Annotated in this window: 15 protein-coding genes and 1 pseudogene; 12 read left to right on the top strand and 4 right to left on the bottom strand. The window is 47.2% G+C overall.

Features of this window, described 5'->3' with window-relative positions; translation table 11 throughout:
* Nucleotides 1–11: 11 nt before the first annotated feature.
* Nucleotides 12–1,058 (bottom strand): ABC transporter ATP-binding protein, encoded by a 1,047-nt coding sequence (locus M5J74_RS17120; protein ID WP_015155285.1) that lies wholly within the window; start codon nucleotides 1,056–1,058, stop codon nucleotides 12–14.
* A 134-nt stretch (nucleotides 1,059–1,192) separates the two neighbouring features.
* Between M5J74_RS17120 and M5J74_RS17115 the strand changes: the two genes are divergently transcribed.
* The 4 genes from M5J74_RS17115 to M5J74_RS17100 all read left to right on the top strand — a co-directional run bounded on the left by M5J74_RS17115 (nucleotide 1,193) and on the right by M5J74_RS17100 (nucleotide 6,003).
* The gene (locus M5J74_RS17115; protein WP_250012582.1) at nucleotides 1,193–2,866 is read left to right on the top strand and encodes an iron ABC transporter permease; all 1,674 of its coding nucleotides are present in this window, start codon (nucleotides 1,193–1,195) and stop codon (nucleotides 2,864–2,866) included.
* Nucleotides 2,867–3,049: 183 nt separating this feature from the next.
* On the top strand, nucleotides 3,050–4,003 hold the full coding sequence (locus M5J74_RS17110) for a histidine phosphatase family protein (RefSeq protein WP_015155283.1): 954 nt from the start codon (nucleotides 3,050–3,052) through the stop codon (nucleotides 4,001–4,003).
* Between the two features lie 176 nt (nucleotides 4,004–4,179).
* Entirely contained in the window at nucleotides 4,180–4,848 is a 669-nt protein-coding gene (locus M5J74_RS17105) for a Fe2+-dependent dioxygenase (protein ID WP_106166871.1), read from the top strand.
* Nucleotides 4,849–4,944: 96 nt separating this feature from the next.
* Nucleotides 4,945–6,003: a Fe(3+) ABC transporter substrate-binding protein gene (locus M5J74_RS17100; RefSeq protein WP_051033242.1), complete on the top strand. Its 1,059-nt coding sequence runs from the start codon at nucleotides 4,945–4,947 to the stop codon at nucleotides 6,001–6,003.
* 77 nt (nucleotides 6,004–6,080) lie between these two features.
* On the opposite strand, the gene M5J74_RS17095 is transcribed toward M5J74_RS17100, so the two are convergent.
* Nucleotides 6,081–6,326 (bottom strand): hypothetical protein, encoded by a 246-nt coding sequence (locus M5J74_RS17095; RefSeq protein ID WP_106166872.1) that lies wholly within the window; start codon nucleotides 6,324–6,326, stop codon nucleotides 6,081–6,083.
* Nucleotides 6,327–6,419: 93 nt separating this feature from the next.
* Here M5J74_RS17095 and M5J74_RS33490 point away from each other — a divergent pair, with 93 nt between their 5' ends.
* From M5J74_RS33490 to M5J74_RS17080, 3 genes and pseudogenes are all read left to right on the top strand, one after another.
* On the top strand, nucleotides 6,420–6,623 hold the full coding sequence (locus M5J74_RS33490) for a zinc ribbon domain-containing protein (protein WP_181245348.1): 204 nt from the start codon (nucleotides 6,420–6,422) through the stop codon (nucleotides 6,621–6,623).
* 245 nt (nucleotides 6,624–6,868) lie between these two features.
* Nucleotides 6,869–8,229, top strand: a pseudogene (locus tag M5J74_RS17090) (AAA-like domain-containing protein).
* Nucleotides 8,230–8,233: 4 nt separating this feature from the next.
* Nucleotides 8,234–9,799, top strand: coding sequence for an AAA-like domain-containing protein (locus M5J74_RS17080; protein WP_250012579.1), 1,566 nt, complete (start codon nucleotides 8,234–8,236; stop codon nucleotides 9,797–9,799).
* A gap of 19 nt (nucleotides 9,800–9,818) precedes the next feature.
* Here M5J74_RS17080 and M5J74_RS17075 read toward each other — a convergent pair whose 3' ends face one another.
* Both M5J74_RS17075 and M5J74_RS17070 read right to left on the bottom strand, forming a co-directional pair.
* A complete protein-coding gene (locus tag M5J74_RS17075; protein WP_106166875.1) occupies nucleotides 9,819–10,196 on the bottom strand; it encodes a clan AA aspartic protease in 378 nt (125 codons plus the stop codon).
* Nucleotides 10,193–10,465 (bottom strand): hypothetical protein, encoded by a 273-nt coding sequence (locus M5J74_RS17070; RefSeq protein ID WP_015155277.1) that lies wholly within the window; start codon nucleotides 10,463–10,465, stop codon nucleotides 10,193–10,195. The genes M5J74_RS17075 and M5J74_RS17070 overlap by 4 nt, the downstream gene beginning before the upstream one ends.
* A gap of 214 nt (nucleotides 10,466–10,679) precedes the next feature.
* Here M5J74_RS17070 and M5J74_RS17065 point away from each other — a divergent pair, with 214 nt between their 5' ends.
* The 5 genes from M5J74_RS17065 (at nucleotide 10,680) to M5J74_RS17045 (ending at nucleotide 17,510) form a co-directional block, all read left to right on the top strand.
* Complete coding sequence (locus tag M5J74_RS17065; RefSeq protein ID WP_250012578.1) at nucleotides 10,680–12,125, top strand: ABC transporter substrate-binding protein; 1,446 nt, start codon at nucleotides 10,680–10,682, stop codon at nucleotides 12,123–12,125.
* Nucleotides 12,126–12,153: 28 nt separating this feature from the next.
* A complete protein-coding gene (locus M5J74_RS17060; RefSeq protein WP_250012577.1) occupies nucleotides 12,154–13,611 on the top strand; it encodes an ABC transporter substrate-binding protein in 1,458 nt (485 codons plus the stop codon).
* Nucleotides 13,604–13,756 (top strand): hypothetical protein, encoded by a 153-nt coding sequence (locus M5J74_RS17055; RefSeq protein WP_250012576.1) that lies wholly within the window; start codon nucleotides 13,604–13,606, stop codon nucleotides 13,754–13,756. Before M5J74_RS17060 ends, M5J74_RS17055 begins: the two co-directional genes overlap by 8 nt.
* Nucleotides 13,757–13,845: 89 nt before the next feature.
* Nucleotides 13,846–16,317 carry an ATP-binding protein gene (locus M5J74_RS17050; protein WP_250012575.1) on the top strand — a complete coding sequence of 824 codons (2,472 nt, stop codon included), beginning with the start codon at nucleotides 13,846–13,848 and terminating at the stop codon, nucleotides 16,315–16,317.
* Nucleotides 16,314–17,510 (top strand): PAS domain S-box protein, encoded by a 1,197-nt coding sequence (locus tag M5J74_RS17045; RefSeq protein WP_250012574.1) that lies wholly within the window; start codon nucleotides 16,314–16,316, stop codon nucleotides 17,508–17,510. Before M5J74_RS17050 ends, M5J74_RS17045 begins: the two co-directional genes overlap by 4 nt.
* Nucleotides 17,511–17,903: the final 393 nt, after the last annotated feature.

The raw sequence follows: 17,903 nt of genomic DNA, 5'->3' as shown, positions 1-17,903 counted from the left end.
TGTGGATCGCATTAGGTTTTAGGATAAAGCTGTAACTTTTGGGTGGCGATCTCTAGCTGCACTGGAGTGTTAACCGCTAAATAAGTGTTTGTGGGAGTCCGCGCCACAATCTCACGACCGCTAGGTGTATGGAGGACGTAGCGATATTCGCGTCCGAGGAACTGGCGATCGCGAATTAAAATTTGACTGGTAGGAACGGGGGTGAGAACGATCTCTTCTTGGCGCACCATCAGATCGACGGCATCCCGCCGATCGCAATTGCCAGTTAGGGTAATAGGGATAGTGCCGATTTCTGTCTGCCACACGTCACCTTGACGCTGAGCTGGAATTAAATTGGCTTGGGTGACAAACTCAGCAACAAACCGCGATGCTGGTTGCTGATATAGGTACTCTGGCGTATCAATTTGCTCCAGATAACCATTACACATGACTGCAATCCGATCGGCGATTGATAGCGCTTCTTCGCGATCGTGCGTGACCAGTATCGCTGATACACCCGCAGCTTTGAGGATCGCGCGCAACTCGTGCCGCAACCGCAATCGCACTTGTGCATCTAGATTGCTCAGCGGTTCGTCGAGCAGAATCAGCGCTGGACGCGGAGCAATGGCACGAGCGAGAGCAACACGCTGCTGTTGTCCGCCAGAGAGTTGGTGAGGATAGCGGTTTTCCATGCCAGTCAGATTGACTAAGGCGAGTGCATCTTTCACCTGCTTGGCAGTTTTGGAGGAGCGATCTAAGCCAAACGCAATATTTTGACTCACCGTGAGATGCGGGAACAAGGCGTAGTCTTGAAACACCATCCCCACATTTCGCTGTTCTGGGGGCAACCAATGCCCGTTGCCCGATACCCGCCTCTGGGCAATGTCAATCGTGCCGTTCTGGGGCTGTTCAAATCCAGCAATTAACCGCAGGAGCGTAGTTTTGCCACAACCAGAAGGACCGAGCAACGCTAGTAAATCGCCTGCTGGCAACGACAGGGAAACCTCACAGACGGCGGGTTGAGTCCGGCGGGAAAATTGTCGAGTGACCTGATGCAGACAAAGAAGAGGAGAGGGCATGAAACCAGAAAAGCCAGTATATAAACTTAGACTTGCCTTTATAGTGTAATGGAGTCCTGCAATATATTCTCATCAGGAATTTCATCTTGCTGGACAAATTGTTTCTGATTATCTTTTTGCTTCATTGTGTCCCTATGCCTACGCTTGACTCTCGCCGTCTTTTCAAACGTTCCTGGAATGGCTGGACGTTCTTAGTTATAGCGATCGCCCTGCTGATTCTCGCTCCGATTGGAGTGGTACTCAGTAGTGTCTTGACAAACTCCGGCACGGTATGGAACCATCTCCTAGCCACAGTGCTGCCAGACTACATCAGTAGTTCTCTGTGGTTAATGCTGGGGGTTGGGCTGTGTACGGTGGTGATTGGCGTGGGGACAGCGTGGTTGGTGACAATGTGCCGATTTCCCGGACAGCGGCTATTAGAATGGGCGCTACTGCTACCATTAGCTGCTCCAGCTTACGTACTGGCGTATGTATATACAGAAATGTTGGAGTTTTACGGTCCGGTGCAGTTGGCGCTGCGAGACATGTTTGGCTGGACGAGCGTGAATGACTACTGGTTTCCCACCGTTCGATCGCTAGGTGGAGCGATCGCCATTATCAGTCTCGTGCTGTATCCCTACGTTTACTTGCTCAGCCGAGTGGCATTTTTAGAGCAGTCAGTTTGTACGCTGGAAGCAAGTCGGTTGCTGGGATGCAATCCTTGGCGCAGTTTCATGCGAGTCGCATTACCGTTAGCTCGACCAGCGATTGTCGCAGGGGTATCGCTGGTGCTGATGGAAACGCTAAATGATTTTGGAACGGTGCAATATTTTGCTGTGAATACGTTTAGCGTTGGGATTTACCGCACCTGGTTTGGCATGGGCGATCGAATTGCTGCTTCACAGCTGTCGGCGTTGTTATTGGTATTTGTGCTGTTACTAATCGGGCTGGAGCGCTGGTCTCGGCAGCAAACGCGCTATCACCACACGGGACGCTATCAGCGATTGTCTGCGTTTAGGTTGCGGGGATGGCGGGCGATCGCTGCTATTATCGTTTGTGGACTGCCGATCGTGCTGGGTTTTTTGATTCCTGCCGGACGCTTGCTGTACATGGCAACTAGCGATATTACCCACAACTTTAGCCAACGCTTTTGGGAGCTATCTCGCCATAGTTTAATCCTAGCGGCAGTAACGGCAATAGTGGCAGTCTTCGTGTCACCCATCCTAGCTTACGGTCTGCGGCTGAGCGCCAATTGGGGTATGCAGGTAGCAGTCAGAACGGCAACGGTGGGCTATGCAATTCCTGGCGCGGTGATTGCCGTGGGCGTGCTGTTTCCCATTGGGGCGATCGATAATGCGGTAGATGCTGGGATGCGATCGACTTTCGGGATTTCGACTGGCTTGTTGCTCAGCGGCACAATTATAACGCTGGTATTTGCCTATTTGGTGCGATTCTTGGCGGTGTCGTATAACACGGTTGAATCCAGCCTCAGCCGCATTAAACCCAACCTGGATGACGCGGCGCGATCGCTCGGCTGTGGCACAACTCGCACTCTGGTGCAGATTCACGCACCGTTGATGAGTGGTGGCTTACTCACGGCAGCAATTTTAGTGTTTGTCGATGTGATGAAAGAATTGCCTGCGACGCTGATCGTTCGTCCGTTTAACTTTGATACGCTGGCAGTAGAGGTCTATCGGCTGGCAGCAGATGAGCGTTTGGCAGAGGCAGCTGCACCCGCCTTGGCAATTGTTGCTGTTGGGATTATTCCTGTGATTGCTTTAAGTCGGCAGATTACCCGTACTAGACCGGAGGAAATTGACTACAGGTAGTTCTTTTGACACGAGATCGTGGTATATTCCTCTCTAATGCAAAAACTTATCATTAGCAGACTATCTGCGCTCGAAAAGGCGTTTTGTTAAACGCCAGATCGTGTCTTGACTAAATAGTGCTGAATCGATTTTCGAGTAGCACGTAGTTCCCTGGTCTTAGTTAATTAATGTGGTTAGTGAGTTATGAACTTAGGTAAGGTAAAAATCTGGGTAGGTGTGGGTGCTTACGTTCTTTCAGGCGCGGTAGCGATCGCGGCAACCGATCGTGCCGTAGAAGCAGCTGCGGAAAGGGCGATCGAAATACCCGATCGCGCTTCAGTAATGCAGATAGCCCAAGGTGGCGAAGGTGGCGAAGGTGGCGAAGGTGGCGAAGGTAGTACCCCTGCCAAGCCTTCTACAACTACCCCTAGCCAGGGTGGTGAAGGCGGTGAAGGTGGCGAAGGCGGTGAAGGTGGTAGTCCTGCCAAGCCCCCCACTACTTTTACTCCCAGACAGGGTGGTGAAGGTAGTACCCCTGCCAAGCCTCCTGCTACTACCCCTAGCCAGGGTGGTGAAGGTGGTGAAGGCGGCGAAGCAGGAACATCATTCAAAGATAAGCTCAGTGGTAAGCAACTGTTAAATGCCTTGCAGAATGGTGGATATGTCATTTACTTCCGACATGCCCAAACTGAAAAGGATTATGCCGACCAAGTGTCTGCAAAAATGGGAGATTGTTCGACTCAGCGGATGCTAAGTGAAGTTGGCTGGCAGCAGTCGCGAACCATCGGTCAAGCCTTTGAAGCGTTGAAGATTCCTGTAGGTCAAGTTTACTCTAGCGAGTATTGCCGTGCGTGGCAGACAGCAGATATTGCGTTTGGTCGCACTGAAAAGAGAGCAGCCTTAAATTTTCCACCTGCTGAAGATTACACCGAAGCCCAGAAAGCCCAGATGCGGACTGCGGTGATGCCATTCCTCACGACTACGCCTGCTGACGGAACCAATACAGTAGTTGTGGGTCACGACGACGTGTTTGATGCGGCAACAGGAATTTATCCAGAGCCTCAAGGTGTCGCATACATTGTGAAGCCAGATGGCAAGGGGAAGTTTGAGATTGTCGCTAATATGTTGCCTGAAGAATGGGCAAAAATGGCACAATAAATCAGTTATCAGTTATCAGTTATCAGGGCAATTGGTAATTGGTAATTGGTAATTTGGCTGGTGGTTGACAATTATCAGGGAGCAGGGGTCGAGAGTTGGGAAATTTTGAATTGCTCTCCTTGTCTCCCTTATCCTTTCCCTAACTCCTCACTCCTTCTTACAGCATTGCGATCGCCATGATTCTGTGTATTGGCAATATTCTTAACCCTACAGAGCTAGAAACGACGATCGCCAAACTGGAGATGGCTGAGTTCGTGGACGGTAAAGCTACAGCTGGCTGGCACGCACGCCAGGTCAAACACAATACCCAACTCCCCCAGGGATCGCCAGCACTGGCGATCGTGCGAGATATCATCGATGCAGCTTTACAGCGGCACGCCTTATTCCAAATGGCGGTGCGTCCCTATATCGTTCGTCCGGTAACTATCAGTCGCTACGATATCGGCATGTCTTACGGCACTCATATTGATAATGCTCTGATGTACGATCCTTTCATGCGATCGGACGTATCAATGACAATATTTCTCAGTGACCCCACCACTTACGAAGGGGGAGAACTGATAATAGAGAGTACCCAGGGAGAGGTAGCATTTAAGTTGCCGGCGGGGTCGGCGATCGTTTATCCTTCATCAACGTTGCACCGCGTGGAAGCCGTGACTCAAGGCGTGCGCCTAGCAGCAGTAACTTGGATTCAAAGTTTGGTACGCGATCCTCAGCAGCGAGAAATTTTGTTCGATCTCGATACGGCACGTCAAACGCTGTTTGAAGCCTCCGGCAAAACGCCCGTATTCGATTTAATTTCTAAAAGCCATGCCAATCTTTTGCGCCAGTGGACGGAGTTTTGAGCTAATGCAAAAAATTTTTAAAAGTCTGTACCTATTAATGACATTATTATTATTAAATCAAAATTGCGATCGCGAGAACGTAAGCTAGAAGGATTTATGAGCAAGATGACTCGTCGCACCTTTTTGGGTGCTAGTGCTGGTGCTGCGGCAACTGTGACAATCGGGACGTGGGGGCTGGGAGTGTCAGCCCAAACAGGTGGTAATCGAGTAGTCAATCTCTATTCAGCACGTCATTACGATGCAGATAGTGAAATCTATCAAGCTTTTGCAGATGCCACGGGAATTCAGGTGAACCTAATTGAAGGCGAAGCCGATCCGCTGATCGAGCGGATTAGAAGTGAGGGAGCCAATAGTCCAGCAGATGTTTTGGTGACGGTTGATGCAGGGCGTTTGTGGCGGGCAGAACAAGCAGGGCTGTTTCAACCTGTCAAATCGGCGCTCTTGACCAAGGCTATTCCCAAAAACCTGCGTCATCCCGATGGTCTGTGGTTTGGCTTCTCGAAGCGGGCGCGGGTGATTATGTATGACAAAACTAAGGTAAAACCAGCAGAGCTGTCCACATACGAAGACTTGACAAACCCAAAATGGCGCGGTCAAATTTTAGTACGACCATCCAATAATGTTTACAACCAATCCTTAGTAGGTTCGATTTTAGCGGCTAATGGTGAGTCCAAAACGGAAGCTTGGGTACGGGGGCTAGTAGCAAACTTTGCTCGTCCAGCTCAAGGCAACGATGTCGGACAAATTCAAGCCTGCGCTGCTGGGGTGGGGAGCTTAGCAATTTGCAATACCTATTACCTAGCACGAATTGCAGCTTCCGATAAACCTGCCGATCGCGCCGTTGCTGAAAAAATTGGCGTGTTTTTCCCCAACCAAAAGGGTCGCGGCACTCACGTCAATATTAGCGGTGGTGGATTGGTCAAGACCTCTCCCAATAAAGAAAACGCAATTAAATTCCTCGAATTTCTGGCAAGTTCTCGCGCTCAGGAAATTTTTGCCAAAAGTAATCACGAATATCCAGTCGTAGCAGGTGTAGCAGTCGATCCGATTTTGGCAAGCTACGGAAAATTTAAGGAAGATTCGCTCAATGCGGCTGTGTTTGGTCGCAATGGTGCAACAGCTCTACAAATTATGGATCGAGCTGGGTGGAAATAACGCGGGTAGCTTTGTAGGGACGCACAGCTGTGCGTCCCTACAGATCGTCTGTTTTACCAATTGCAAACCGCTATCAATCAATCTGTACAAAAAGAAATCTGCTTGTCGTTAACCGAAACAAGTTTATCCAATCGAATTTCTATACCATTATTCATCCTCAGAAAATCAGCTTGGTTTGCAGCATAAACATCCACAATCAGACCTTCAATTTCAACTGATTCACCAGCTGCATTACGATATACAATCCGACATGATTGGCGCAAGGTTGCTAATGCTTCTAGCTCATCGTGAAACCCGCAATCAATAAGAATATATTTGTCCACGATCCTTTGATTATATGGCGTACGAGTTAAAGGTTTAGCTAGGGGTTGAAATGCTAAGTCGGTTAACGATGTAACTTGGGGTCTTTTCTTTCAGTGTTAGATTACTTCGGATGTAAGTATGGTCGGCAAACAATAGCCATCAATCCGTACAATACTTCTCAAATGTATAGCTACTATGGGGTTTTAGTCGCTAAAACATTAAACAACAGAACTCATGTTTATGTCTGTGGATTAGTTTTAGACTGTGCCACAAACGCTGCCATCAACATTTTAAAACTAAATACCCAGGGGCGCTAGGAATCTCAAGCCGATGGAGAGGAAACCTTTACTCTGCTTGCAGCAAACCTGGTACAAGTTCTCGATGTGAAGTAGGAATCCCCCGCGCGATTCGGTGGGAGCGTCAACAAAAAGAATACATGACTCATGCTGCAATGCATATGTTAATTTGACCTGTCATGGCAATTAACTACTAACTAACGGATTTCAACATTTCTGGTAATCTCAGAATATAAGTAAAGCAGCAGGGTCAGTGTAGTATTGGTATGAACTTTGACCAAGCACTTGAAATAACCAACAAAGTTGTGTTTGCCCAGTGGGGCAGACACCTGAGTGACGTGGAAACTGCTATTCTCATAGGTGCTTGGCAAAGTCAGACCTACGAGCAGACGGCTGAGGCTGCGGGTTATTCTGTCAGTTACTTGACACGCGATGTCGGTCCCAAATTCTGGAAGCTCTTGAGCAAAGCTTTAGGAGAAAATGTCAGTAAAACTAACTTTCGCGCTGCCTTAGAGCGTCAGTGGCGCGAGTCGATGCATGAATCTCAGGGACAAAAAGGAAGAGAGGTGCAAAGTGCATCCATTAGCCCCAAGCCTGACTTTTTAGAATTTCCTGACGGACCAGTACCGCTTGATTCTCTGTTTTACATCGAGCGTCCGCCGATTGAAGAACTTGCCTATACCCAAATTAGCAAACCTGGAAGCTTACTGCGACTTAAAGCTCCCAGGCAGATGGGAAAAACATCCTTGATGCATAGAATTTTGGCTCATGCCAAACAGCAGGGGTTCCACACCGTGCTGTTAAGCTTGCAACGGGCAGACAATAGCATTTTCACGTCCTTAGATAAATTCTTACGCTGGTTGTGTGCGAATGTTAGTCGTCAGTTGAATTTAGAGCCGAGGCTGGATGACTATTGGGATGAGGATATTGGCAGTAAAGTCAGCTGCTCGATATATTTCCAAGAATTTTTACTGGCAGAAATTGACTCTCCAATGGTTTTGGCTTTGGATGAAGTCAATCGAATTTTCGAGTATCCTGAAATCTCTAGCGATTTCCTACCACTGCTGCGCTCCTGGTATGAAGATGCCTCGGAATTAGAAATCTGGAAAAAACTCCGACTGGTGGTAGTTCATGCTACGGAAGCTTATATTCCTTTAGATATCAATCAATCTCCTTTTAACGTCGGATTGCCAATTAAATTACCAGAATTTAGTTTGGCGCAAGCGCAGGAGTTGGCAGTACGTCATCGTCTGGATTGGAGTAAGAGCGAGGAGGGGGTGAAAAATCTAGCTCTCTTGCTAGCAATGGTGGGGGACATCCCTATCTGATCCGCATTGCGCTCTATCATTTGGCACGCCAGGAGGTGAGTCTAAATCAACTCCTACAAACTGCTCCTACAGTTTCTGGAGTCTATAGCGATCGCTTACGGGGTTACCTGGCGAATCTCCAAGAGCATCCCGAACTAGCGACAGCATTCAAGCGAGTCGTAACATCCAATGAACCCGTGCAATTAGAAGCGATCGCTGCCTATAAATTAGAAAGTATGGGGCTAGTCAAGCTGGAGGGAAATTTGGCAACGCCAAGCTGTGAGTTGTATCGATTGTATTTCCGCGAGCAATTAGGCTAAGCCTATGAACGCATACGAATATCAAGTTGGTGGCAGTCTCAAAATGGATGCTCCTAGCTACGTGGAGCGACAGGCTGACGCTGAACTCGATCGTGCTTTGCTCAGAGGCGAGTTTTGTTATGTTTTTAGCTGCCGACAAATGGGCAAATCTAGCCTGCGGCTAAGAACTCGGCATCGCTTAGAAGCACGAGGTTTTAGGTGTGCCTCAATCGACATGACGCGGATCGGCAGCGAAAATATTACTCCCGCTCAGTGGTACAAGGGTGTGATGGTCGATCTATTAAGAGGCTTCAATCTCTTTGGCAAAATCAATTTCAAAGCTTGGTGGCAAGAACGAGAAGATTTATCTCTCCTCCAGCGATTCAGCCAGTTTATCGAAGACATTTTGTTAGTCCAAATTAACAACGAGAAAATCTTTATTTTTGTTGATGAAATTGATAGCGTTCTAGGACTTAATTTCCCAACTGAAGATTTTTTTGCCTTGATTCGAGCTTGCTATAACCAGCGAGCGGAGAATCCAGAATACAATCGCCTCACTTGGGCGCTATTTGGGGTAGCAACGCCTTCAGATTTGATTGCCGATCGCCATCGGACTCCATTTAATATCGGTAAATCTATCGATCTGCATGGCTTCGATCTATCAGAAGTCCAGCCGCTAGCATCTGGCTTGGAGGATAAGGTAGCCAATCCGATATCTGTACTTAAAGAGATCTTGGCTTGGACGGACGGACAGCCATTTCTGACTCAGAAGCTCTGTCAAATTGTCATTCACGAAAGGATGAGTGGGAGTCAGGACTTACAAAAACCTACAAGTCTAGAAGGCGGAGATCGTTTCAAGTTAGATTACCATCTGCCGATCGTTAATTATCATCTGATCCGCTTTTATTACCAATTTCCACCATTAATTTTAGAAAAACTTGTCAGAATCCACATTATTGAAAACTGGGAAGCGAAGGATGAGCCAGAGCATTTGAAGACGATCCGCGATCGCTTGCTGCGAAACGAACAGCGTGCTAGTGCTTTGCTGGGCATCTATCAGCAAATTTTACAAGGAGTTGAAATCCCCGTAGATGACTCTCAAGAGCAGATCGAGTTGTTGTTATCGGGTTTGGTTGTCAAGCACCAAGGACAATTGCAAGTCAAGAACCGCATCTATCGAGAAGTATTTAATCAAACTTGGGTAGAAAAACAATTAGCAAAACTGCGACCCTACTCCCAGGCGTTAGATGCTTGGTTAATCTCACAAAGGCGCGACTCTTCGCGGTTGTTGCGCGGGCAAGCCTTAGTTGAGGCTCAAGCTTGGTCACAGGGTAAAAGCTTGAGCGAATTGGATTATCATTTTTTAGCCGCAAGCCAAGAATGCGATCGCCGAGAAGTTGAGACGCGATTGGAAGCAGAACGGACTCAAGAAATAGCAGCGCGATTGCTGCAAGAGCGAAAAGCTGCCAGATTCCAAAAGTTATTTTTAGGCACTTTATGTTTGGTCTTGGCGATCGCTTTAGGATTGGGGCTAGCAACTTTCTTTCAATACCGTTGGTGTGCGGTCGGGCTTCAATCGGCGATGAACTGAGAAAAAATTCTGATAAAATTTAATCATTGCTAATCTTGCAAAGTTCAACCTGCCCGCCTTGAAAGACCTGCATCGTTAGCTGATAACCTTCCATCAACGACATTCCAACGAGTGGTTCTGAATCAGCTTCGTCTACTGGAATTGTTAGCAGCGTGCCATCCCAAATTACGACTGCTTCATAAACGTTGAATACACACTCACTGCCATCTCCAAGAATTGCTCGTCCTCGTCTCTTCCATCTCAATTTCAACTCAGCAATTAAATCGGGAGGCAATGAAAGCCAACCATTAAATCCTGTGTCTACGATCGCATCTTGGGCGAAGACTTTGCCATCAGAGCAGCGAATTGAAAGTGAAATAATCGGTTCAAATTCCTTGTTAACTACTCCAATAATCACATAGTTCTCCGGCTACGCCCACCAAATCGACGGACATAGCGAGAGCCAATGCGGACAATCCAAATTTGAGCATCTGGACGACGAGCTTCGAGGCGATCGCAGGCTACAATCTCACTCGGATCAACTTCAAAGTCTCCGGTTTCAATATCGATAGCTGCAATCTTGCCGTAATTACCTTCCTCGACTTGAGGACGCACCTGAGATTCATAAATCTCATCGCCCCGTCGAGCATACTCTTCTTTGCTGTAGCGGGGTTGTCGCACTGCCATTGGCTTGACCTTTCAATATTACCTTTGCATTTTAACCTGGGCGATCGCCATCTGTGCGATCGCGAAATTGCGTTACAAAAATTCGCTCAAATATTAGCTGTCTGGTTGTAAATAGTTATTATTGCTAGTTTTTTTAGTTCTCTTACCAAAAAAAACTATAAATTTCGACCTGTTTTTTTAGCATTTGGTATTTTTTTAGCTGAGTTGTAGTTTGATGTTTTACAATTTTATAGAACTTATTAATTGGGTACGTACTTGGCGATCGCGACACACGAACTTTCGCTGGCGATACCCATTCATAACGATCGCTCTCATGGCGATCGCCATTGCCTGCACTAACAGCACTGAAACAAACTTATCCTCAGTCAACGAGTCTTCAAATGAAAGTCAAGTCTTGAAAGTCTGGTGGGATAAAGGCTATACCTTGGAAGAAGATGAAGCGCTGCAACAACTTGTGAGCCGCTGGGAGCAACAAACTGGCAACAAAGTCAAGCTGTCTTTCTATAACAATGACGAACTCTCGCAAAAAGCTCAAAGGGCAATTCAGGCGGGAAGTCCGCCCGATATTTTAATGAATGATAATGCCGATCGGGTGTTGAATCCGCGTTTGGCTTGGGAAGGCAAATTAGCAGATGTCTCCGATGCGATCGCACCAGTGAAGCAGTTTTATCCCGATACCGTATTAGCCAGTGTTTATTTTTATAACAACCTTAAAAAACAGCGCAGCTATTATGCAATCCCGATTCATCAGGGTATACCTCATATTTTTTACTGGCGCGATTTACTCAAGTTAGCAGGACGGAGCGAGCAGGATATTCCCCAGGATTGGGATGGCTTCTGGAAGTTTTGGCAACAGATGCAGGATACTCTGCAAACCCAACACAATCGGAAGATTCATGCAATCGGCTTTCCGATCTCAGCTGGAGTTGTAGATACCTATGAAATTTTTGAACAAATTTTAGAAGCCTATGACGTTCAAATTCTAGATTCTCATGGTCAGCTGCGGGTTGACGATCCCAAAGTCCGCCAAGGCATTATCAAGTGTATAGATTGGTACACTCAATTTTACAAACAGGGCTATGTACCACCAGAGGCAATCAACTGGCTGAACCCAGACAATAATCGCAGCTTGCTCAATCGCCTGATCGTTATGACTCCCAACAACTCCCTCTCGATTCCTGCCGCTGTACGCCAACAACCAGACGTTTACCGCTATAAGCTCGGCACAATCGGATATCCTAATAAACCTAGTGGCAAGCCAATGCGTTATTTAGCTCTAGTTAAGCAAGCGGTTGTCCTAGCCGACTCCAAGAACCAGAAGTTAGCCAAGGACTTTCTTGCTTATTTAATCCAACCGGAGATCATCGGAAGTTTTCTCAAAGCTGCGGGAGGGCGTTTTTTGCCAGTCCATAAACTCGTCTGGAAAGACGCATATTGGACAGACACGAGCGATCCTCACATCTCCACTGCTGCCAAGCCAGTCATTCAGGAACAAACGCGCCTGATTGCTACTGCCCAAAACCCTGCCTACAGCCTAGTTCTCAAGGAAAGTATTTGGAGTAAGGCTGTTAATAAAGTTGTTGTCAATGGCGTTGCTCCCGAACAAGCCGCAGATGAAGCGATCGCCCAAATTAAGCAAATTTTCGCTCAATGGCAGTGAGTAAACAGTGACCAGTGACCAGTTACCAGTGACCAGTTCTGACTTACGACTTAAACGTCGCGATCGCTTGAGATTGAGCTGTCGCTACAAATTTCTGGCATTATTTCTCAGCCTTACAGTTGTTGCTTGCACTCAAAACTCTCAAGAACAAAACTCTAAAGTCAGTGTATCTCCAGCTAGCAGTTCCTCTATTGAGAGTAAAGCGTTAAATATTTGGTGGGATAAAGGCTTTACTTTGGAAGAAGACGAAGCACTGCAACGAGCTGCGAGCCACTGGGAACAACAAACTGGCAACAAAGTCAAGCTGTCTTTCTATCCCACCGACGAGCTACTACAGAAGGCGCAAAGGGCAATTAGGGCAGGCAAGCCACCCGATATTTTAATGAGTCATCGTGCTGGGGAGGAGCTAAATCCGCGTCTGGCTTGGGAGGGCAAATTAGCAGATATCTCAGAGGCGATCGCACCAGTGAAGCAGCTTTATCCCAATTCGGCACTACAAGCTGTTAATTTTTATAACAATACAGCTAAAAAGCGAAGTTACTATGCCGTGCCAATTTATCAGGCAACTATCCACATCTTCTACTGGCGGGACTTGCTAGAACAAGTAGGTCGGCACGAACGGGATATTCCTAAAGATTGGGATGGCTTTTGGGATTTTTGGTTGCAAGCACAGCGCGATCTGCGGGCAAAGCAAAAGCGACAGATTTACGGTTTAGGCTTTCCTTTCTCGATGGGAGCGGTGGAAACCTACTTCTTTTTTGAACAGATTTTAGAAGCCTACGATGTCCAAATTCTCAACTCCCAAGGTCAACTGCGCGTAAACGATCCTGAAGTTCGTCAAGGCATCGTTAAATGCTTAGAGTGGTATGCCAAATTTTATCGTCAGGGCTACGTACCACCAGATGCAACTAACTGGTCAAATCCAGATAACAATCGCAGCTTGCTCAACCGCATTGCGCTGACGACACCCAATTTGACGCTTTCAATTGCTGCTGCTGTGCGTCAAGATCCAAATGTCTACCGTTATCATCTGGGTACGATCGAGTTTCCCAATAAACCTAGTGGTAAGCCAATGCGTCTGTTGGTTACACTGAGGCAGGCTGTTGTATTTAACCAGTCCCAGCACCAGAAATTAGCCAAGGACTTTCTCGCTTATTTAATTCGACCAGAGGTAGCTGGAGAATATTTCAAAGCTGCGGGAGGACGTTTTTTGCCAGTCAATCGACAAGTTTGGCAAGACCCTTTCTGGACAGATCCAACAGACCCCCATATCTCGACTGCCATGAAGCAACTGATCCAGGGTCAAACTCGCCCATTCTATCACGTCCAAAATCCCGCTTACACCTTAGTTGTGGCGGAGAATCTTTGGGGCAAAGCTCTCAATCGCATAGTTGTAGACCGCATATCTCCAGAGCAAGCAGCGGATGAAGCGATCGCGCGGATGAAGCAAATTTTCGATCGGTGGCAGCGAATAAACAGTGAATAGGGAGCAGGGAGCAGGGGGGGAACAAGGGGGACAAGGGGGACAAGGGGGACAAGGGGGAACTCGCTCTTCCCCACGACCGAAGGGAGTGGGGATTAGGGGGCGAAGGGGGACAAGGGGGACAAGGGGGACAAGGGAGCAATTCTAGCCAATAGTCACTAGCCACTACCAACTACCAATTACCAATTACCAATTACCAATTACCAATTACCAATCCAAAATCGAGTGACTTAATCTATGAAGTCTTGGAATCAACACCTGACTGCTAAAGTCGCCAGTTCCTTCTTAGTTCTATCCCTGGTGGCTGTTGGCGTGGTGGGAAGCGTTGCTTTCTTCAGTGCTAGAGAGGCTCTCAAGCAGGCTGCTTTCAATCGCCTCAGCGTTGCTGCTACCCTGAAAGAAGAAGAAATTGGGCGTTGGTTTGAAGACCAGCAACGAGATTTTCTCCTTGTAACTCAGCATCCAGAACTACAAAGGAATATCAAGATATTACTAAGTGGCAAAACCACCGATCCGAATTATCTTGCCGCTGACAAAATTCTCTCCAATTATCTCATCAGTGTCACCCAAACCAAGCCAGCTTTAAGAGAAATTTTCATCCTCGATCGCAGCAATCAGATCGTTCTCTCAACTGACAAGCAGCGCAAAGGTAACTACGAAATTCTAGCTAACGTTAGCTATTTTGAACGAGTCGAGCTAAAAGATACTTTCGCTCCGATTTTCTACGTTTCACCCGTCACTGGTAAACCGTCAGTTACCTTGGCAACACCTCTACGCGATGCAGCAGGAGTGCGCCAAGGCATTGTTTTAGCTCACCTCAACTTAGACCGCATCGATCGAATCGTCCGAGAACGCACGGGCTTGGGTAATAGTGGCGAGACATACTTAGTCGGCTCTTTGGTATCAAAAAACGCTTTTATCTCCAAAGCAGAGAAAACTGAAGCACGGGAATTTCCAGAAGGAATTAGCAGTCAAGGCATTGATGCAGCGATGAGTGGTGTCAGCGGCTCTGGACTTTATCGCAACTATGCCAAACTGCCAGTTATTGGTGTCTATCGCTGGCTGAACGAGCAAGATCTGGCTTTGTTAGTGGAGATGCAGCAGGAAGAAGCTTTTGCCCCTGCTCGCCAACTGGCAGGAACAATCGTACTCGTAGGACTAGCATCGGTAGGTTGTCTGTCGATTGGAGTGTATTGGCTAACGCGACAGTTAAAAATCTCTCGCGAGCAGTTAGAGAATTACAGCCATAAATTGGAACAAAAAGCACAAGAAGCTGAAGCTGCCAACCTTGCCAAAAGCGAATTTTTGGCTAACATGAGCCACGAACTGCGGACTCCACTCAACGCCATTCTTGGTTTCACCCAACTGATGAGCCGCGATCGCTCGCTCAGTGCGGCACAGCTAGAAAATTTAGACACGATTAATCGCAGCGGCGAGCATTTGTTGACCTTAATTAATGATGTCCTGTCAATGGCTAAAATTGAGGCGGGGCGCACAATTCTCAATGAAAATAGCTTCGATCTCTACGAATTACTAGATTCACTTGAAGAGATGTTACGGCTCAAAGCAGAAGCCAAGGGCTTACAGTTGATCTTTGAACGCACCCCTGAAGTTCCCCAATGCGTCCGCGCAGACGAGAGTAAATTGCGCCAAGTCTTAATTAATCTGCTGGGTAATGCAATTAAATTCACTCAAGCAGGCGGAGCAATCTTGCGCGTGAGAACCAAGCAGGATAAGCAAGAGACATCCCATCTGCCACCTACTCCTACCTGTATCCTACACTTTGAAGTTGAAGATACTGGTCCTGGCATTGTAGCATCAGAGTTGGAGAGATTGTTTAAACCCTTTGTCCAAACGGAAGCAGGGCGAAAATCCCATGAAGGAACTGGTCTGGGTTTAACTATTAGCCAACAGTTCGTGCGCTTAATGGGAGGAGAGATTGCGGTTAGCACGACTTTGGGTCATGGCACGATTTTTAGTTTCGAGATTCCAGTTAGCCCCGCAGCAGTGGTGGAAGTACCGCCTCGACAGCACTATCGGCGAGTCATTGGACTCGCGCCCGACCAACCGAAGTATCGTATCTTGGTAGTTGAAGATAAATGGGAAAACCGCCAACTTCTAGTCAAGATGCTGGAATCCGTCGGCTTCGAGGTGCGCGAAGCCGAAAATGGTGAAGAAGGAGTGGCAATTTGGGAAAGCTGGCAACCACAATTAATCTGGATGGATATGCGAATGCCAGTGATGGATGGCTATGAAGCGACTAGACAGATTAAAGCCCATCTAAAAGGTCATGCGACGATTATCATTGCTCTAACAGCAAGTGCCTTTGACGAAGAACGCGCTGTAGTTTTATCTGCTGGGTGTAATGATTTTGTCCGCAAGCCCTTGCGGGAAGAAGTTATCTGGGAAAAAATGATGCAGTATTTAGGGGTGCGTTATATCTATGAAGACACCCAGCAGGCAGCTATTCCCAGCCAGCTAGAAGAGAAAGAACCCTATGCGCTGACAGCCCAAAGCTTGAGAGTCATGCCTTCTGAGTGGGTGGCGCAACTACACCAAGCAGCACTGCGGACTGATGAGAAGCTGATTTTCGATCTTCTAGAACAAATTCCACAGGATTATGCTCCTATGGCAACTGCTCTAGCCGATTTAGTAAATAACTTTCGTATTGATAAGATTATCGATCTAACGCAACTAGATTCAGCATGAATGACGATCGCGCTCAGGAGCCTAAAGCGAATATTTTAGTAGTTGACGATAAGCCGGATAACTTACGACTTCTATCTGCGATGCTATCTCAGCTGGGGTATGAAGTCCGTAAAGTGATCGACGGAAAAACAGCCTTGATGACCGCGCAAGCTGCCCCGCCCGATCTAATTTTGCTTGACATCATGATGCCAAACATGAATGGCTATGAGGTCTGCCAACACCTGAAAGCTTCGCCAACAACCCGCGATATTCCGGTAATTTTTATCAGCGCCCTAGATGAGGTCATCGATAAAGTTAAAGCTTTTGCAGTCGGGGGAGTTGATTACATCACGAAACCCTTCAGTGAAGAAGAAGTTTTTGCCCGCGTAGAGAATAATCTGACGCTGCGGCGGTTGCAACAGCAGCTGACAGAGCAAAATGCTCGCCTGCAACAAGAAATTTGCGATCGCCAAAAGGCAGAATCAGCACTATGGCTGAGTCAGTTTTATTTAGACAAATCTAGAGATGCAATCTGTATCATTAATGCAGATGCACGGTTTGTCTATGTCAATGAAGCAGCCTGTCGCATCCTGGGATACTCCCGCATCCAACTGCTAGATATGGCTGTTTGCGATGTCAATCCCAATTTCCCAACCACAATCTGGCAGTCACATTGGCAGGAAATTCGGCAGAAAGGCTCCTTCACCTTTGAATCGACCTCACGGACTAAAGATGGTCGGGACATCAGCGTGGAAATAACTGCTAATTATTTAGAGTTTAACGGTCAAGAGTATAACTGTGCGATCGTGCGCGATATCACTGCTCGCAAACAGGCAGAAGCAGCATTGCTTGGCAGCGAAGCGAAGTTTCGCCATTTGTTCGAGTCTGCGCCCGTAGGGATTTTCTCTCTACGCCTTTTCGATGGTTCGCTGCTGGATGCTAATCAGCAGTTTGGGCAAATACTCGGTTATACTTGTGCCACAGCTATTGGCACAGATGCGATCGCGCAAAAATCCATAACTGACTTTTTGAGCGATCCGACTGCCCAACAGCAGATCTTGGCAGCAAAACAGGCGGCGGGAAAAGTCTGCCAGTGCCAAATCCAGATCCGCAAACAAGACGGAACGATAATTTGGGTGCTATTAGCACTACGAATTGATGCAGCAGAGGATTGCTTGGTAGGCGCGATCGCCGAGATTAACGATCGCTTTTAGGGACAAACAAAAGTCAACCTGAGATTACCAGAGATTTTAGCTCCTCAAGGTTTCCTTGAGAATTTCAAGTTCCTCAAAACAGCAACCACTTGCAGCTTTTCAACTATAATCGCCGATCCGTAAGTATCGGTCGATATCTCTGTTGTCCTAAGATTAGGACTCAAGCAAGTCCAGAGATTTCCTGTAATGACAAATACAATCTATCAAATTACATTAATGAACGAAAGGTATGCAGCAACAGCCTCTAAAAAGGTAAGTTTGCAGTAGATCATCTGCAAGAGTTCTAGCAATAAATATAACTCTCATTTGAGAGCTGGCGATCGCGCAGCTTGCATTTGTAACACTGCCTGCCTTGACGCTGCCCGTTCTTGACCGTAGCAATTGGAGCTGGAG

It is taken from the genome of Chroococcidiopsis sp. CCNUC1 (assembly GCF_023546805.1).
Classification (GTDB): domain Bacteria; phylum Cyanobacteriota; class Cyanobacteriia; order Cyanobacteriales; family Chroococcidiopsidaceae; genus Chroococcidiopsis; species Chroococcidiopsis thermalis.
Note: the sequence above shows the minus strand (reverse complement) of the source record. Positions and strands in the feature narration are given on the sequence as shown.